The sequence below is a fragment of the Streptomyces sp. KLMMK genome (genome assembly GCF_036961605.1).
Classification (GTDB): Bacteria; Actinomycetota; Actinomycetes; order Streptomycetales; family Streptomycetaceae; genus Streptomyces; species Streptomyces telluris.
The window spans coordinates 1-16,189 of record NZ_JBAMDC010000132.1; the positions used below are offsets into that span (position 1 = coordinate 1).

General features: G+C 73.8%; 13 protein-coding genes. 4 read left to right on the forward strand and 9 right to left on the reverse strand.

Annotated elements, in window-relative coordinates; translation table 11 throughout:
• Together treY and glgX are read right to left on the reverse strand one after the other, a co-directional pair.
• The coding region (gene treY / locus V7793_RS19710) for a malto-oligosyltrehalose synthase (protein ID WP_336008323.1) at positions 1-1,667 on the reverse strand (1,667 nt) is incomplete at its 3' end.
• Between the two features lie 42 nt (positions 1,668-1,709).
• On the reverse strand, positions 1,710-3,836 hold the full coding sequence (glgX, locus tag V7793_RS19715; protein ID WP_336008324.1) for a glycogen debranching protein GlgX: 2,127 nt from the start codon (positions 3,834-3,836) through the stop codon (positions 1,710-1,712).
• A gap of 470 nt (positions 3,837-4,306) precedes the next feature.
• On the opposite strand from glgX, the gene V7793_RS19720 reads away from it, so the two are divergent.
• Positions 4,307-5,548 (forward strand): SAV2148 family HEPN domain-containing protein, encoded by a 1,242-nt coding sequence (locus V7793_RS19720; protein WP_168093696.1) that lies wholly within the window; start codon positions 4,307-4,309, stop codon positions 5,546-5,548.
• Between the two features lie 103 nt (positions 5,549-5,651).
• Entirely contained in the window at positions 5,652-6,374 is a 723-nt protein-coding gene (locus V7793_RS19725; protein ID WP_336008326.1) for a 3'-5' exonuclease, read from the forward strand.
• Between the two features lie 160 nt (positions 6,375-6,534).
• On the opposite strand, the gene V7793_RS19730 is transcribed toward V7793_RS19725, so the two are convergent.
• Positions 6,535-7,470, reverse strand: a complete 936-nt coding sequence (locus tag V7793_RS19730; RefSeq protein ID WP_336008327.1) for a phosphotransferase enzyme family protein — start codon at positions 7,468-7,470, stop codon at positions 6,535-6,537.
• Positions 7,471-7,862: 392 nt separating this feature from the next.
• On the opposite strand from V7793_RS19730, the gene V7793_RS19735 reads away from it, so the two are divergent.
• Positions 7,863-9,092, forward strand: coding sequence for a S8 family peptidase (locus V7793_RS19735; protein WP_336008328.1), 1,230 nt, complete (start codon positions 7,863-7,865; stop codon positions 9,090-9,092).
• A 181-nt stretch (positions 9,093-9,273) separates the two neighbouring features.
• On the forward strand, positions 9,274-9,948 hold the full coding sequence (locus V7793_RS19740; protein ID WP_336008329.1) for a LysE family translocator: 675 nt from the start codon (positions 9,274-9,276) through the stop codon (positions 9,946-9,948).
• Positions 9,949-10,005: 57 nt separating this feature from the next.
• On the opposite strand, the gene V7793_RS19745 is transcribed toward V7793_RS19740, so the two are convergent.
• The 6 genes from V7793_RS19745 to V7793_RS19770 all read right to left on the reverse strand — a co-directional run bounded on the left by V7793_RS19745 (position 10,006) and on the right by V7793_RS19770 (position 16,174).
• Entirely contained in the window at positions 10,006-10,845 is an 840-nt protein-coding gene (locus tag V7793_RS19745) for an NAD(P)H-binding protein (RefSeq protein ID WP_336008330.1), read from the reverse strand.
• Positions 10,846-11,027: 182 nt separating this feature from the next.
• Positions 11,028-11,804 carry a sirohydrochlorin chelatase gene (locus V7793_RS19750; RefSeq protein ID WP_336008332.1) on the reverse strand — a complete coding sequence of 259 codons (777 nt, stop codon included), beginning with the start codon at positions 11,802-11,804 and terminating at the stop codon, positions 11,028-11,030.
• A complete protein-coding gene (locus tag V7793_RS19755; protein WP_336008334.1) occupies positions 11,801-12,703 on the reverse strand; it encodes an ABC transporter permease in 903 nt (300 codons plus the stop codon). Before V7793_RS19755 ends, V7793_RS19750 begins: the two co-directional genes overlap by 4 nt.
• The gene (locus V7793_RS19760; protein WP_058042375.1) at positions 12,690-13,493 is read right to left on the reverse strand and encodes an ABC transporter ATP-binding protein; all 804 of its coding nucleotides are present in this window, start codon (positions 13,491-13,493) and stop codon (positions 12,690-12,692) included. The genes V7793_RS19755 and V7793_RS19760 overlap by 14 nt, the downstream gene beginning before the upstream one ends.
• 49 nt (positions 13,494-13,542) lie before the next feature.
• Positions 13,543-14,670: an aliphatic sulfonate ABC transporter substrate-binding protein gene (locus tag V7793_RS19765; protein ID WP_336008339.1), complete on the reverse strand. Its 1,128-nt coding sequence runs from the start codon at positions 14,668-14,670 to the stop codon at positions 13,543-13,545.
• Between the two features lie 175 nt (positions 14,671-14,845).
• Complete coding sequence (locus V7793_RS19770; RefSeq protein ID WP_336008341.1) at positions 14,846-16,174, reverse strand: sulfate adenylyltransferase subunit 1; 1,329 nt, start codon at positions 16,172-16,174, stop codon at positions 14,846-14,848.
• Positions 16,175-16,189 lie beyond the last annotated feature (15 nt).

A 16,189-nucleotide genomic window follows, 5' to 3' on the forward strand; every position in this document is an offset into this window, starting at 1 on the left:
GCGCAGGGCTCGGCGGCCCCGGCCGCCAGCCGGTCCATCAGGTCCGCCCACCGGCCGGGGCACTCGCTCAGCGCCGCGATCCGGGCCCGTACGTCGGCGCTGCGCTTGGTGTCGTGCGTGGACAGCACCGTCCCGGTCGCCGGCCAGTCGTGCTGCAGGCGGGCGCAGTAGGCGTGGAAGTCCTCCGGGGAGACGGCGGGCCGGCCCGGGTCGCCGCCGACCTCCGCGGCCGACAGCAGCGGCGCGTGCCGGTAGAAGGCGGTGTCCTCGACGGACTTGGCGCGCAGCGCGGAGGCGGTCTGCGCGAACCGTGCGCAGAAGTCCCGCTGGTCCGGCCCCTGCCCCAGGCGGCCGAGCGCCGCGTCCCGGACGACCTCGGCCGCGCAGGCCTCCTCGGGCACGGCGAAGGCGCCGCGCGCGTCCTGGGCGGCCTGGTCGAGCAGGGCGGCGTCGATCGGGGCCGGGGGCCGCCCGGGCACCGCGTAGGGCCGGTAGACGGGCAGCCGGACGAGGATCTCGCGCAGGGCGGTGCGCAGGGCCCACGGGGCGGTGTCGCGCAGCCGGTGCGCGCCCTCGCAGATCCGGCCGGCGGTGCGCACCAGCCGCTCGGTCTCCGCGGCCAGCTCGTGGGTGATCACCTTGTACGCGGCGCGGCGCACCGTGGCGGGCCAGTCGCCGCCGCGGTCGGGCGGCAGGCCGGTGAAGGCGCGGTAGCGGGCTCCCAGTTCGGCGGCGCCCGCGGGGTCGACGAAGAGGCCGTCGAGGTGGCGCAGGGCGTCGTAGCCGGTGGTCCCGGCGACGGGCCAGTCGCCGGGCAGGCGCTCGTCGCGGCTGAGGATCTTCTCGACGACCGTCCACCGGCCGTCCGTGGCCTCGGCGAGTCGGTGGAGGTAGCCGGCGGGGTCGGCGAGCCCGTCCGGGTGGTCGACGCGCAGCCCGTCGGCCACCCCTTCCTGCAGCAGCTGCACCACCTTGCCGTGGGTGGCGGCGAAGACCTCCGGGTCCTCCACGCGGACCGCGATCAGCTCGGAGACGGTGAAGAAGCGCCGGTAGTTCAGCTCCGTGCGGGCCAGCCGCCACCAGGCGGGCCGGTACCACTGGGCGTCCAGCAGGTCGGGCAGCGGCAGCCGCTCCGTGCCGGGCCGCAGCGGGAAGGCGTGGTCGTGGTAGCGCAGCACGCGCCCCGAAGAGCCCGAGCGGCCCGCGACGCTGAAGTGGCGCAGCTCCCCGCCGAGCGGGCCGGCCAGCACGGGCAGCAGCACCTTGCCGCCGTGCTCGGCCCAGTCGATGTCGAACCAGCGCGCGTAGCGCGAGGCCGGGCCGTCCCGCAGGACCTCCCAGAGCGGGCCGTTGAGCGTCGCGGGCGCGGGCAGGGCCATGTGGTTGGGGACGATGTCGAGGATCAGGCCCATCCCGTGCTCCCGGGCGGTGCGGGCCAGGGACCGCAGGCCCTCCTCGCCGCCGAGCTCGGCCCGTACGGCCGAGTGGTCGACGACGTCGTAGCCGTGCGTGGAGCCGGGGACGGCCTCCAGGACGGGCGACAGGTGCAGGTGGGACACCCCGAGGGAGGCCAGGTACGGCACGGCCTCCTCGGCCGCCCGGAAGGGGAAGGCCGGCTGGAGCTGGAGCCGGTAGGTCGCGGTCGGCACAGCGCTGTGGAGCCTCATGGGAACGTACGTACCCACTCGCGGCGGTCTTGCCGCAGGGGACTACGCCGGGCGCTGCAACACCGCGAGGCTGCGGTCGGCCAGCGTCAGGCGGTCCCCGGCCCGGATCTTCGGCCCGTCGGTCGCCACGCCCTCGGGCCCGGCGGTATCGACCACGACCTGCCACAGCCTGCCGTGGTCGGCGGGCACGACGAAGTCGAGCGGCTTGTCGTGCGCGTTGAACATCAGCAGGAAGGAGTCGTCGACGACCGGCTCGCCGCGCGGCCCGGGCTCGGAGATCGCCCCGCCGTTGAGGAAGACCGTGAGCGACTTGGCCTGGGCGGCCTGCCAGTCGCTGTCCCGCATCTCTTCACCCTCGTGGGTGAACCATGCGATGTCGGACAGCTCGTCGTGGGTGCCCTGCACCGGACGGCCGTGGAAGAAGCGGCGGCGCCGGAAGACGGGGTGGTCGCGGCGCAGCCACACCATCGCCCGGGTGAAGGCGAGCATCCGCCGGGCGCGCGCGGAGGACTCGTCCCCGGGGTGCGGCCAGTGCACCCAGGAGACGTCGTTGTCCTGGCAGTAGGCGTTGTTGTTGCCCCGCTGGCTGCGCGCGAACTCGTCGCCGTGGCTGAGCATGGGCACGCCCTGCGACACCATCAGGGTGGCGACGAAGTTGCGCATCTGGCGCTCGCGCAGCGCGAGCACCTGCGGGTCGTCGCTCTCGCCCTCGGCCCCGCAGTTCCAGGACCGGTTGTGGTTCTCGCCGTCGCGGTTGTCCTCGCCGTTGTCCTCGTTGTGCTTGCCGTTGTACGCGACGAGGTCGTGCAGGGTGAAGCCGTCGTGGCAGGTGACGAAGTTGACGGAGGCCAGGGGGCGCCTGCCGTCGCCCTGGTAGAGGTCGGAGGAGCCCGTCAGCCGGGAGCCGAACTCCGCCAGGGTGGCCGGCTCGCCGCGCCACAGGTCCCGGGCGGTGTCCCTGAACTTTCCGTTCCACTCGGCCCACAGCGGGGGGAAGTTCCCGACCTGGTAGCCGCCCTCGCCGACATCCCACGGCTCCGCGATCAGCTTCACCCGGCTGACCACCGGATCCTGCTGCACCAGGTCGAAGAAGGACGAGAGCCGGTCCACCTCGTGGAACTGGCGCGCGAGCGTCGCCGCCAGATCGAAGCGGAATCCATCCACCCGCATCTCGGTCACCCAGTACCGCAGCGAGTCCATGATGAGCTGCAGGACGTGCGGACTGCGCATCAGCAGGGAATTGCCGGTGCCGGTGGTGTCCATGTAGTACTGAGGGTCGTCCGCGAGCCGGTAGTACGAGGCGTTGTCCAGGCCCCGGAAGGAGAGCGTGGGCCCCAGGTGGCTGCCCTCGGCCGTGTGGTTGTAGACCACATCGAGAATGACCTCGATGCCCGCCGCGTGCAGCGCCCGCACCGCCGACTTGAACTCCAGCACCTGCTGGCCCCGGTCGCCCCAGGAGGCGTAGGCGTTGTGCGGGGCGAAGAAACCGATGGTGTTGTAGCCCCAGTAGTTGGCCAGGCCCGCGTCCACCAGCCGGTGGTCGTTGACGAACTGATGGACCGGCATCAGTTCGATCGCCGTGACCCCCAGCTCCGTCAGGTGCTCGATCACGGCGGGGTGGGCCAGCGCCGCGTACGTGCCGCGGATCTCCTCCGGAAGCGCCGGATGGCGCATCGTCAGGCCCTTGACGTGGGCCTCGTAGATGACCGTGCGGTGGTAGTCGGTGCGCGGCGGGCGGTCGTCCCCCCAGTCGAAGTACGGATTGACGACCACCGACGTCATCATGTGCGGCGCCGAGTCCATGTCGTTGCGCTTCTCCGGCCGCCCGAAGTGGTAGCCGTAGACGGCCTCGCCCCAGCCGACGGCCCCGCTCACGGCCCGGGCGTAGGGGTCCAGCAGCAGTTTGGCGGAGTTGCAGCGGTGCCCGTGCTCCGGCTCGTAGGGCCCGTGCACCCGGAAGCCGTACCGCTGACCCGGCATCACCCCCGGGAGGTAGGCGTGCCGTACGAAGGCATCGCTCTCGCGCAGCTCCACGGCCGTCTCCGAGCCGTCGTCGTGCAGGAGGCACAGCTCGATCCGCTCGGCGACCTCCGAGAAGACCGCGAAGTTGGTGCCGGCGCCGTCGTACGTCGCGCCGAGGGGGTACGCCTGTCCCGGCCAGACCTGCATCGACTCTTCCGTTCTTCCGTTGTCCCAGGCTGTACTCGGGGGCCGTCCTCGCCGCCGCACGCGCCGGGCCTCCTGTTCGAGACGCGCGTACGGGCCGAAGCGGCATCCTCGCCCAATCGGACCGGACGGGGCGCCCTTTCGCCAGATCTTCCCCAAAAGGAGCGCAACCACAGCCCCCTTCGGCTCGTCCGACCGGGTGACCCGGCGGGGGTGCGCCCCCGCTCCACCCCCTCCTCCCGGGCCCCGGAAACCGGCGGCCCGGCGCGCCCGGACGGGTGCTCGCACGGCTCTCACCGCGCGTTTTGCGCCCCCGCCGCTATGAAACGGCTCACTCCCCGCGCCGGGCGGGCGGACAACAGGTTTCCGGAACGGGAGAGTTGGCGGAGGACCGGACCCGTCCGGGTGCAGGGCCTGCCGCCCGCACAGTAGTCTGCCTTGATCGTTGGACGGGGGCGGAAGGGCGGTGCACTGTGAGCTCGGGCGGGCTGGAGCTGCCCCCTGGAGACGGAAGTCCCGGGGGTGACGGCTCGGCCGACACACCTCCCGGCGCCGTGTCCGTGGCACGCCCCGTGGAGATCGGCGCCGCACTGGACTGGGACGCCGAGGCGTGGGGCGAGGTGCGCACCCGCGCCCGGCGGGCCGGCCGCGCCTACATCTGGCTCAACCTGGTGGAGCAGCGGCTGCGCGCTGTCGTCGCCGCCGTCCTGCGGCCCGTCTACGAGCCGGTGCACGGCGAGGACGAGTGGGTCGTCGCCGCGGCCGGCCCGGCCGGGCAGGAGTGGGTGCAGCGGGCCGTGGCGGTGCGCGAGGTCAGCCGCCGCAAGGGCTACCTGCTGGACCCGGCCGACGACAACGTCCTCAGCTTCCTCACCCTGCCCCAGCTGCGCGAGCTCCTCGTCCAGCACTGGCCCTGCTTCGAGCCGTACCTCGACGACCGGCGCGAGCTGGAACTGGCACTGGACGAGCTGGAGGTGACGCGCAACGTCGTCTCCCGCAACCGCGCCCTGTCCGAGACCGTCCTCGCCCAGGCCGAGCGGGCCGCCGGCCGCCTGCTGACGATCCTCGGCGGCGGCGCCGGCACGGGCGCCCGCTCCGCCGACCGGCTGCCCGTCGACGCCGTCGAGGACATCGTGGGCGACCGCTACGCCGACGTCGTGGGCGTCCACCCCGACCGGGTCCGGCTGCAGCGCCAGCTGCCCGTGGAGGACCTCTTCGGCAGCGCCCGCCGCCTCGACGCCGTCGGCATAGGCCTGAACCTGCTCGTCCAGAACTACTCGGGGCGCCGGCTGGTCCGGCTCGCCGAGGCCGGCTGCCGGGCCCGCCTGCTCTTCCTCAACCCCGCCAGCAGCGCCGTGCGGCGCCGGGAGCGGGAGCTGGGCATCAAGAAGGGCGAGATGAGCCGGTCCGTCGAGATGAACATCATGCACATGCGCCGCGTGCGCGACCGGCTGCGCGACACCGCCGCCTTCGAGATCCGCGTCTTCGACGAGACGCCGCGCTTCACCGCCTACCTCGTCAACGGCGACGGCCCGGACGGGCTGGCCGTCGTCCAGTCCTACCTGCGCAAGGCCCGCGGCATGGAGGCCCCCGTGCTGGTGCTGCGCGGCGGCGGCACCGTCGTCCGCGACGGGCGCGAGCCCGAGCACGGGCTCTTCGAGACCTACCGCGAGGAGTTCGAGAGCGTGTGGGCGGACTCGCGCCCGGTCTCGTGACGGCCGCCCGCGACGGCGTTCCCGCAGGCCGGGACGGGGCGCTGTCAGTGGGGCGTGCGACGCTGGGGACCAGTCGGGGGAAGCACCACGAAGGGGGACCGCGATGGGGTGGCATCAGGAGCTGCTGATCGGCTTCGACCTGGAGACCACGGGCACGGATCCGGCCGAGGCGAGGATCGTCACGGCGGCCGTCGTCGAGACCAAGGCCGGGGAGCCCGTCGGCCGCAGGGAGTGGCTGGCCGATCCCGGCGTCCCCATCCCGGACGAGGCCGCGGCCATCCACGGCATCACCAGCGAGCGCGCCGCCCTCGGCAGGCCCGCCCGCGAGGTGGCCGACGAGATAGCGGACATCCTGGTCGCCCACTGGTCGGCGGGCGCGGCCGTCGTCGCCTACAACGCCGCCTTCGACCTCACCATCCTCGCGGCGGAGCTCCGGCGGCACGGGCTGCCCTCCCTCGCGGAGCGGCTGTCGGCCGCGGGCACCGCGGATCCCGGCGGGCAGGGCACGGGCCCGGTCGTCGACCCGCTCACCATGGACCGCGCCCTCGACCGCTACCGCAAGGGCAAGCGGAACCTGGAGACGGTCTGCCGGGTCTACGGCGTGACCCTGGAGGACGCCCACGAGGCCGGCGCCGACGCCCTCGCGGCCGTCCGCGTGGCCTGCGCCCTCGCCGAGCACTACCCGGAGGTGGCCGGGGCCGCCCCCTGGGACCTCCACCGGGACCAGGAGCGCTGGTACGCCGACTGGGCGAGGGGCTACGAATCCTGGCTGCGCCGCAAGGGCGATGCGACGGCGACGGTGGACGCCCGCTGGCCCGTGCGCTGACCGCTCCGCGGGGGAGGCGATGCCCGTACGGGCTCCGGTCGCCTGCGCGCAGGCCGCTGCGCGAGCGCCCCTATAAGAGGCGCGGGGAACTGCGCGACCAGCCACGCACGGCCCGCAGCCGACCGACCGGGCCCGGCAGGAGCCCTGAGGACGGGGGCCCTCAGAAGGGATACCACCGCACCGCGGCATCACCCTCCCGCAGTGACGCCACCCGGCGGCCGAACTCCGCGCGAGCCGCGGCGTTGCCCGGCGCGTGCTGGGCCACCCAGGCGCAACTCGCCGTCTCGCGCGCACCGCGCAGGACCGGACAGCCCTCCCACTCCCGTACGTCCCAGCCGTACGTCCGTACGAAGATGTCGTAGACGACGGCCGGCAGGCCGTAGCGGTCCTTGCTGAGGGCGAGGACGACGAGGTCGTGCTCGCGCAGGTCGCCCGCGAAGGTCTCCAGGTCCACCAGGACCGGCCCGTCCGGGCCGATGTGCACGTTGCGCGGGAGGGCGTCCCCGTGGATCGGGCCCGGGGGCAGGTGCGGGGTCAGGGCCGCGGCCTGCGCCGCGAAGCCGTCCCGCCGCTCGCGCAGGTAGGCCGCATCCGCGGGGTCGATCGCGTCCCCGGCCAGCCGCAGCCACCGCTCGACGCCGCCCAGCAGTTCGCGCCGGGGCAGGGCGAAGTCCGGGGCGGGCAGGGCGTGGAGGATGCGCAGCAGCCCGGCGAGGTCGGCGGGGGTGGCCGGGCGCAGGGCCTCGGGCAGCCGGTGCCAGAGGGTCACGGGGTGCCCTCCGGCCGTCCGCGGCGCGGGCTCGGCGGCGCGCACGGCCGGGACACCCTGCTCCGCCAGCCAGTCGGCGACCCGCAGTTCGTGGCGCGCCCGCTCCAGCAGTGACGCGTCGCGGCCCACCTTGACGACGAGCGCGCCGACGGCGAAGACCGCGTTCTCGCCGAGCGCGAGCAGGGCCGCGTCGGCCGCCGGCGCCTCCGGCACCGCCGCCGCGAGGAGCTCGCGCGCCCGCCGCTCCGTGAATGCCGTGCTCTCCACCGCGTCCGCCACTGCGCCCGTACCTCCCGTACCTGCGGCGATCGCCGCACGCCTGCTCATCCGACCCGTCACGCTACCCGGCCGGCCGGGTATGGCCGGAAAGAGACCATCGGGCGAGACGCTTCGTCTCGGCTCCCCTCGGCTCCTCTCGGCGCCTCACAGGTCGGCTCTCGGGTCCGGCTCTCGGGCAGGGCATTCCTCCGTCGTTCTCATCAGGGCCCGCCCCGCGCTCACTTGATGCTCTGTCAGTGCCCAAATTGCCTTCCTTCAAAGGGTTTTGGCATTACGCAACGACGTTGCCTATGTCACAAAACCTCGTGGGGGTTGAACTGCCCGCGTCAAATCCGACAGGGTTTCGAAGCACCCCGGAGCGGCCCCTTCCGTCACTCCGGGCGTGTAGTGACACATGCTCAATTCCCCCCACAACAACCGCACGAGGAGGAAACCTCGTCATGGCAGCACACAAGCGCACCGGCCGGCGACGGACCGTCCTGGCGATATCCGCCGCAGCCGCCGTCACCGCCGGAGCCACCCTCATGGCTCTGCCGGCCGGCGCCGCCCCCGCCCCCGAAGGGACCGTCTACGGTGCCGGCGCCAAGGGCGCGATCGAGGGCAGCTACATCGTCATGCTGAAGGACGGCAAGGGCGCCGCGGGCGCGAAGTCCGTCTCCGCGCAGGGCGGCGACCTCGCCGAGCGGTACGGCGGCAAGCTGAACCGCACCTACGACTCGGCGATCCACGGCTTCTCCGCCAGCGGTCTCGACGAGACGGAGGCCAAGCGCCTCGCGGCCGACCCCGCGGTCGAGAAGGTCGTCCAGAACCACCGCTTCACCGCCAGCGCCACCCAGGAGGCCCCACCCTCCTGGGGCCTGGACCGCATCGACCAGGCCGAGACCAAGGGCGACGGCAAGTACGCCTACCCCGACGGCGCCGGCGAGGGCGTCACCGCGTACGTCATCGACACCGGTGTCCACATCAGCCACAAGGACTTCGGGGGCCGTGCCTCCTTCGGCTTCAACGCCGTCGACAAGAGCGACAAGGCCGAGGACGACAACGGTCACGGCACCCACGTCGCGGGCACCATCGCCGGCACGGCGCACGGCGTCGCCAAGAAGGCCAAGATCGTGGCCGTCAAGGTCCTGGACGGCCAGGGCTCCGGCTCCACCGAGCAGGTCGTCGCCGGCATCGACTGGGTCACCAAGAACCACAAGGGCCCCTCGGTCGCCAACATGAGCCTCGGCGGCGGCGCGGACGAGGCGCTCGATGCGGCCGTGCAGAAGGCGATCGCCTCCGGCGTCACCTTCGCCATCGCGGCGGGCAACGAGTCCTCCGACGCGGGCAACAGCTCCCCGGCCCGGGTGAAGGAGGCCATCACGGTCGCCTCCACCACGAAGGACGACCAGCAGTCGGACTTCTCCAACTTCGGCAGCGTGGTCGACCTCTACGCCCCCGGATCGGACATCACCTCCGACTGGAACGACAGCGACTCCGGCACCAAGACCATCTCCGGCACGTCGATGGCCACCCCGCACGTGGCGGGTGCCGCCGCCGTCTACCTCGGCGCCCACAAGGACGCCACCCCGGAACAGGTCGCGGGTGCGCTCGTCAAGGGTGCGACCCCCGACAAGGTCTCCAACCCGAGCGCGGGCACGCCCAACAAGCTGCTGAAGGTCACCGAGTAGCAGCTCCAGCCCATCGGCCGGCCGCCGCTCCCCACCCCCACGGGGAGCGGCGGCCGTGGTCGTTCCCGGACGCCCGGGCGAGCCCCCCGGGAGGAGTCCCGCGGAGAACGCGCCTGGTTAAGCTCTCGTCATCACACGAGCCTCAATCACCCCATGAGCCTCAAGAAGACAGGAGTCCCGCGTGACGGCAGCGATCCTCGGATTCACCCTCTTCTCCCTCCTGGTGGCCATGGCGCCGGGCCCGGACACCCTCCTGGTCCTGCGCAACTGCCTGCGCGGCGGCCGCCGTACGGGCAGCGCCACCGCCCTCGGCGCGGCCGTGGGCTCGCTCGCCTGGGGCGTGGCCGCGGCGTTCGGCCTCGCGGCTGCGCTGCAGCGCTGGGACGCGGCCTTCGCCGTCGTCCGGCTCGCGGGCGCCGCGTACCTCGTGTTCCTCGGCACCCAGGCCCTGTGGGCCCACCGCCCGCGCCGCGGAGGGGACTCCGCGGCGTCCGGCGCCACCGGCGGGTCCGGGACCGCGGCGCTGCAGGAGCAGGACTCCGCCGCCCCCGCGCCGCGCGCGGGCGAGGCGTTCCGCCAGGGGCTGCTGAGCTGCCTGCTCAACCCCAAGGTCGGCGTGTTCTTCGTCGCCGTCGTCCCCCAGTTCCTGCCCGAGGGCGGATCGCCGTTCGGGGTGACCCTGCTCTTCGGTGTGATCGACGCGGTCGTGGCCGCGGCGTGGATGCTGCTCGTCGCGGTCTGCGCCGCCCGCATGATCACCTGGCTGCGCCGCCCCCGCGTCAGCCGCAACCTCGAACGCGCCACGGGCGGCGTACTGGTGGCCCTGGGCATCGGCACGGCGGCCGAGACCGCCTGAGGCCTCGTCAGGGACCCGGTCAGGGACGCCTCGTCAGGGACCGGTCGGGGAGGGGTTTCAGGGACGGAAGTCGGCGGCGTGGTCCTCCACCCACGTGGCGAACGTACGCGCCGGGCGGCCCGTCAGCTCCTCCACGCCTCCCGCGAGCGTGCCCGGCTTGCCGTCGGACGACTTCCAGAAGGCGAGCAGCGCGTCGGCGAAGTGCCCGGGCAGGTGGGGGGCCGCGGCCTCCTTCCAGGCCTCGGGCGGGACGGGGTTGACGGTCACGGACACGCCCGTGACGCGCGAGATCTGCTCGGCCTGGTCGAGGAAGGACAAGGCCTGCGGGCCGCTCAGGGTGTACGCGCGGCCCTGGCGCGCGGGGTCGGTGAGGACGGTGAACGCCGCCTCCGCCAGGTCCTGTTCGTGGACGGGGTCGGTGTACGCGCCGGGGTAGGGCAGGTCCACCGTGCCGGTGTCCCTGATGGAGCGCGACCAGCCCAGCGCGTTGGTGGCGAAGACGCCCGGCCGCAGGAACGTCGCGGTGACCGGCCCCGCCGCCAGGGCCTGTTCGGCCTCCAGGTGCGGGCGGGCGACGGGGTGCGTGGCGGCGTCGGGGTAGTGCACGGAGCTCGACGACAGCAGCACGATGTGCCGGACGCCGGCGTCCGCGGCCGCCCGGGCGAAGGCGGCGGTGTGCGCGGCCTCCGCGTACAGGAACACGGACGTGACGCCGTCGAGCGCCGCCGGGAAGGTCTCCGGCTCGTCGAGGGCGAGGCGTATCGAGGGGACGCCGTCCGGCAGCGTGAGATCGCCGGGGGCGCGGGAGGCGGCCAGGACGGCGTGGCCCCGGGCGTGCAGGAGGTCGATGAGCGCGCGGCCGACGCGGCCGCGGCTGCCGGTGACAAGGGTGGTCATGTCCTCGGGTGCCCTTCTGGGAAGCGCGGGCGGTGCAGGGAGTGCACGGCCTGCGGGGAATACGTAAGGTGCCCGCGAGACGCACAGTGCGTCGCGCGATCATTGTGACGCGCGACCGGCCTCGTGGGGGGCCGCGTCGGCCCCGGCGACCACCCGCGCAAGGGCGCGCAGGCCGGCCGCACTCAGGCCGAACGCCTGCGGGCGGCCGGCCTGGCCGGGGAGAGCGCGCCCCCCGCCGCCGCTTCCTCGTAGCGCCGCACCACCAGCGCCACCACCTCCGGAGCCGCCCCCAGCACGTCCGCCAGGACGTCCGCGCCGCCCTCCACCGCTCCTCGCGCGATGCGGTCCGGTAGCCGGCCGGGTGCGAGGACGTACGGGGCGACCGCCACCCGGCGGGCCCCTTCGGCGCGCAGGGCCCGCACGGCGTTCGCCACGTGCGGCGGGGAGGCGGAGGCGAACGCGGGCCGCACGGCGCACCAACCGGTACGCCGCCACTCCCGCGCGATGTCTGCGATCACCGCGTTCGCCTCCGGGTCGGAGGAGCCCGCCGAGGCCAGGACGACCCCGGTCGGGCGCCGGTCGCCGAGCGGCAGACCGGCTTGCCGCAGCCGCCGCTCCAGGGCGGCCGTCAGCAGGGGAGCGGGCCCCAGCACCTGAGCCCGCGTCACGCTCAGGCCCGGCAACCCCGCCGTCGCCGCCCGCAGCACGGCCGGGATGTCGGCCTTGGCGTGGAAGGCGCGGGTCAGCAGCAGGGGCACGGCGACGACGTCGCGCACCCCCTCCGCCGCCAGCCGCTCCAGCACCCGCGGCACGCTCGGCACGCAGAAGTCGAGGAAGCCCACCTCGACCCGGAGCCCGGGCCGCGCCGCGGCCACCCGCGCGCGCAGCTCCAGCACGGTGGCCGCGTGGCGCGGGTCGCGGCTGCCGTGGGCGACGAGGAGCAGGGGTGCCGGGGTCATCGGCTCGCCGCGGCCAGTCCGCGCGTCCGCAGCACCCGGCGCTCCAGGGGGCTGAAGACGGCCAGGTCGATGGCGATGCCGACGAAGAGGATGAGGAGGATGCCGAGGAGCACCCCCGGCATGTCGGAGTCGGTGCGCGCGTTCTCCAGGTACTGGCCGAGCCCCAGGCCGAGGTCGGGGGAGGAGGCGATGAGCTCGGCGGCCATCAGGGACCGCCAGGAGAACGCCCAGCCCTGCTTGAGCCCCGCGATGTAGCCGGGGAGCGCGGCGGGCAGCAGGACGTGCCGGGCGCCGCGCAGCCCCGTGGCGCCCATGGTGCGGCCGGCCCGCAGGTACAGCGGCGGCACCTGGTCGATGCCGGAGACCAGACCGTTGGCGATGGAGGGCACCGCGCCCAGCAGGATCACCGCGTACATCGCCGCGTCGGTGATGCCCAGCCAGATCACCGCCGCGGGCACCCAGGCGACCGACGGCAGCGACTGCAGCCCGGACAGGACGGGGCCGAGCGCGGCCCGGACGAACTTCACGCGCGCGACGAGCAGGCCGAGCGGCGTGCCGAGGGCGAGCGCCGCGGCGAAGCCCAGCAGGCCGCGCGAGACGGACGTCCAGACGATGTCCAGGAGCGTGCCGCGCAGCCACAGCTCCTCCAGGCTGTGCCACACCGCGGACGGGTCGGGCAGCTTGTAGTCGTCGGTGACCTCCGCGACGACCAGCAGCTTCCAGACGGCGAGGACCAGGACGACGGCCGTCAGGGGCGGCAGCACCTTGTGGAGCAGCACCTGGGCGAAGGGGGCGCGCCGGACCTCCACCGCGTCCAGGGCGTCGAGGCCGGCCTCCAGGCCGGCGAGGTCGTGCGGGTTCGCGGGGGCGCTCCGGGCGCCCGTCTCAGTGCCGGCCATGGCGGCGGATCTCCCCACGCAGTTCTTCGGTGATCTCGACGGACAGGTCCGCCACCGCCGCGTCCTCGATGCGGCGGGGCTGGGGTATGTCCACGGCCCACTGCCGGGCCACCCGCCCCGGCCGCGAGGACAGCAGCACGACCCGCTCCGCGAGCCGCACCGCCTCGCGGACGTTGTGGGTGACGAACAGCACCGACAGCGACGTCTCGGACCAGATGCGGGTCAGCTCGTGGTGCAGGACGTCCCGGGTGATGGCGTCCAGCGCCGCGAACGGCTCGTCCATCAGCAGGACCTGGCTGTCCTGCGCCAGGGCGCGGGCGAGGGCGACGCGCTGCCGCATGCCGCCCGACAGCTCGTGCACCCGCTTGCCGTACGCGCCGGAGAGCCGTACGAGCTCCAGGAGCCGCTCCGCCTCCGGCCGCCGCTCCGCGCGGGGCACCCCGCGCAGCCGCAGCGCGAGCTCGATGTTGCGGCCCGCGGTGAGCCAGGGGAACAGCGCGTGCTCCTGGAACATCAGCGCCGGGCGGCCGCCGGGCACGTCGATGGTGCCGGCGGTCGGCCGGTCCAGGCCCGCCACCAGGTTCAGCAGCGTGGACTTGCCGCAGCCCGAGGCCCCCAGGAGGCACACGAACTCGCCGGGGCGCACCTCCAGGGAGATGTCGTCCAGCACGGGCTGGGCCGCGCCGGGCCGGCCGAAGGACTTGTGGACGTGCTCGATCCTGACCGCCGCGGACTCGCGGTCCGCGAGCGCGGTCGCGCCGGTCTTGTCGGTCGTCAGTGCCGGGGCCATCCGGTCACCTCCTGGGGATGGGGCGGGGTGGGGTACGACGGGCGGGCGGCTACTGCTTGCCGAGCTTCGCGGCGGTCACCGCGGGCCTGCCCTCGGCCTTGAGAACCTTGTTGAGCACGGTCAGGTCGTAGATTCCCGAAAGGTCGGGCTTCTCCAGCAGCCCGGCCTCGACGGCGTGATCGGCCTCCGCCTCCAGCGACGCGGCCAGCGGGTCGTCGAGGACCTCGATGGACTTCCAGGCCGGGTCGATGATCCGGGCCGGCAGCTCCTTGCCGGAGAGCTTCTTCAGCGCCGCGTTCGCCGAGCCCTTGGCCTTGTCCGGGTTCGCCTTGATCCAGGCGTTGGTCTTCACCGAGCCGCGCAGCACGGCCTCGACCACGTCGGGGTGCGCGTCCAGGAACTTCTGCGACACGATCACATTGGTGATGACGAACTTCCCGCCCGGCCACAGCGCGGACTCGTCCAGGAGCACCTTGCCGCCGTCGGAGACCAGCTTCGATGCGGTCGGCTCGGGCACCCACGCGCCGTCCACCGAACCGGACTTGAAGGCGTCGGGAGTCACCTTGTTGTCGGTGCGGACGACCGAGACGTCGCCCTTGCCGCTCTGCGGGTCGACCTTCCAGCCCTTTCCCGCGACCCAGTTGAGGAACGCCACGTCCTGGGTGTTGCCCTTCTGCGGGGTGGCGATCCGCTTGCCCTTGACGTCGTCCGGGGACGAGATCTTCTTCGGGTCGACGACCAGCTTCACGCCGCCCGACGCCGAGCCCGAGACGATGCGCAGGCTTTTGCCCTTGGACTTCACATAGCCGTTGATCGCGGGCGACGGTCCGATCCAGCCGATGTCGATCGAGCCGGCGTTGAGCGCCTCGATCTCGGACGGGCCCGCGTTGAACGTGGTCGAGCGGAGCTTCGTGCCGCCCAGCTCCTTCTGGAGCAGCCCCTCCTGCTCGCCCACCAGCGGCGTGGCGTGGGTGATGTTGGGGAAGTAGCCGATGCGGACGGTGTCCGCCGACAGCTTCTTCCCCTCGGCGTTCCTCCCCTTGGCGGAGCCGGACCCGGTGGTGCCGGAGTCCTTCTCCGATCCGTAGCCGCAGGCGCCCAGGGCGCCGATCAGCAGGGGCAGGGCGGCGACGGCGGCGAGTGCGCGGCGGCGGGCGGAGCGAGCGGCGGCGGGCACGAGGGGTCCTCTCGACGGGCCGGGGGTATGGCTAGGGGACGCCCGGCGCTTCAGTGGGGCGTAAGGGGAATGGCTGGTACGGGAAGGGGCGGGGCGCTGACGCCGTCGGTACGGGCGTCAGCACGCACATCGGCCGATGCCGCCCGCCGAGCCGTGCGCGATCGCTGCCGTCATCTCAGAAGTCCCATCCCTCGTCGTCGGCCCGGTCTGCGGGGCCCGCGGCGAACGCCTCGCCCGCCATGCCGGCGGTCAGCGTCGTGCCGTCGCCCGGGTCGATGAGGAGGAAGGAGCCGGTGCGGCGGGAGCCGGCGTAGGGGTCGAGGGCGAGCGGCTCGGCGGTGCGCAGCGTGACGCGCCCGATGTCGTTGGCCTCCAGGCGGCCCGGAGAGGGGTGCTGGGAGAGGTCGTCGAGGGTGAGGCGGGAGGGGATGTCCTTGACGATGGCGCGGACGGTGCGGGTGGTGTGCTTGAGCAGGACGCGGGCGCCGGGGAGCAGCGGCTGGTCGGCGAGGTGGCAGACGGTGGCCTCGACGTCCCGGGTGACCTGCGGCGCGCCGGCGGTGGGGGCGATGAGGTCGCCGCGGGAGACGTCGAGGTCGTCGGTGAGGCGCACGGTCACCGACTGCGGCGCCCAGGCCACGTCGACGCTCTGGCCGAGCGCGTCGATGGCGGCGATCGTGCTCGTGCGCCCCGACGGCAGGACGGTGACGGGCTCGCCGACGCGCAGCACCCCGGAGGCGATCCGCCCCGCGTAGCCGCGGTAGTCGGGGTGCTCGGCCGTCTGCGGCCTGATCGTGTACTGGACGGGGAAGCGCGCGGGGTCGGCGGTGGGGTCGGTGACGACGGGCACCGTCTCCAGGTACTCCAGGACGGTGGGGCCGCCGTACCAGTCCATGTGCGCGGAGGGCGCCACCACGTTGTCCCCGGCGAGCGCGGAGACGGGGATGGCCGTGACCTCGGGGACGCCCAGCCCGCTCGCGTAGGCGGTGAACTCCTCGGCGATGGCGGCGAAGACGGGCTCCGCGTAGCCGGCGAGGTCCATCTTGTTGACGGCGAGGACGACGTGCGGGACGCGCAGGAGCGCTGCGACGGCGGCGTGGCGGCGGGTCTGCTCGACGACGCCGTTGCGGGCGTCGACGAGGACGACGGCGGCCTGGGCGGTGGACGCGCCGGTGACCATGTTGCGCGTGTACTGCACGTGGCCGGGGGTGTCGGCGAGGATGAAGCGCCGCCGGGGCGTGGCGAAGTAGCGGTAGGCGACGTCGATGGTGATGCCCTGCTCGCGCTCGGCGCGCAGGCCGTCCGTCAGCAGCGCCAGGTCCGGGGCGCCGGCGCCCCGGCTGCGGGAGGCGTGCTCGACGGCCTCCAACTGGTCGGCCAGGACGGACCTGGAGTCGTGCAGGAGACGGCCGACCAGTGTCGACTTGCCGTCGTCGACGGATCCGGCGGTGGCGAAGCGCAGCAGCGAGGTCGCGGCCGTGGTCGTGTCGGTCACAGTGCTCATGGTTAGAAGTACCCC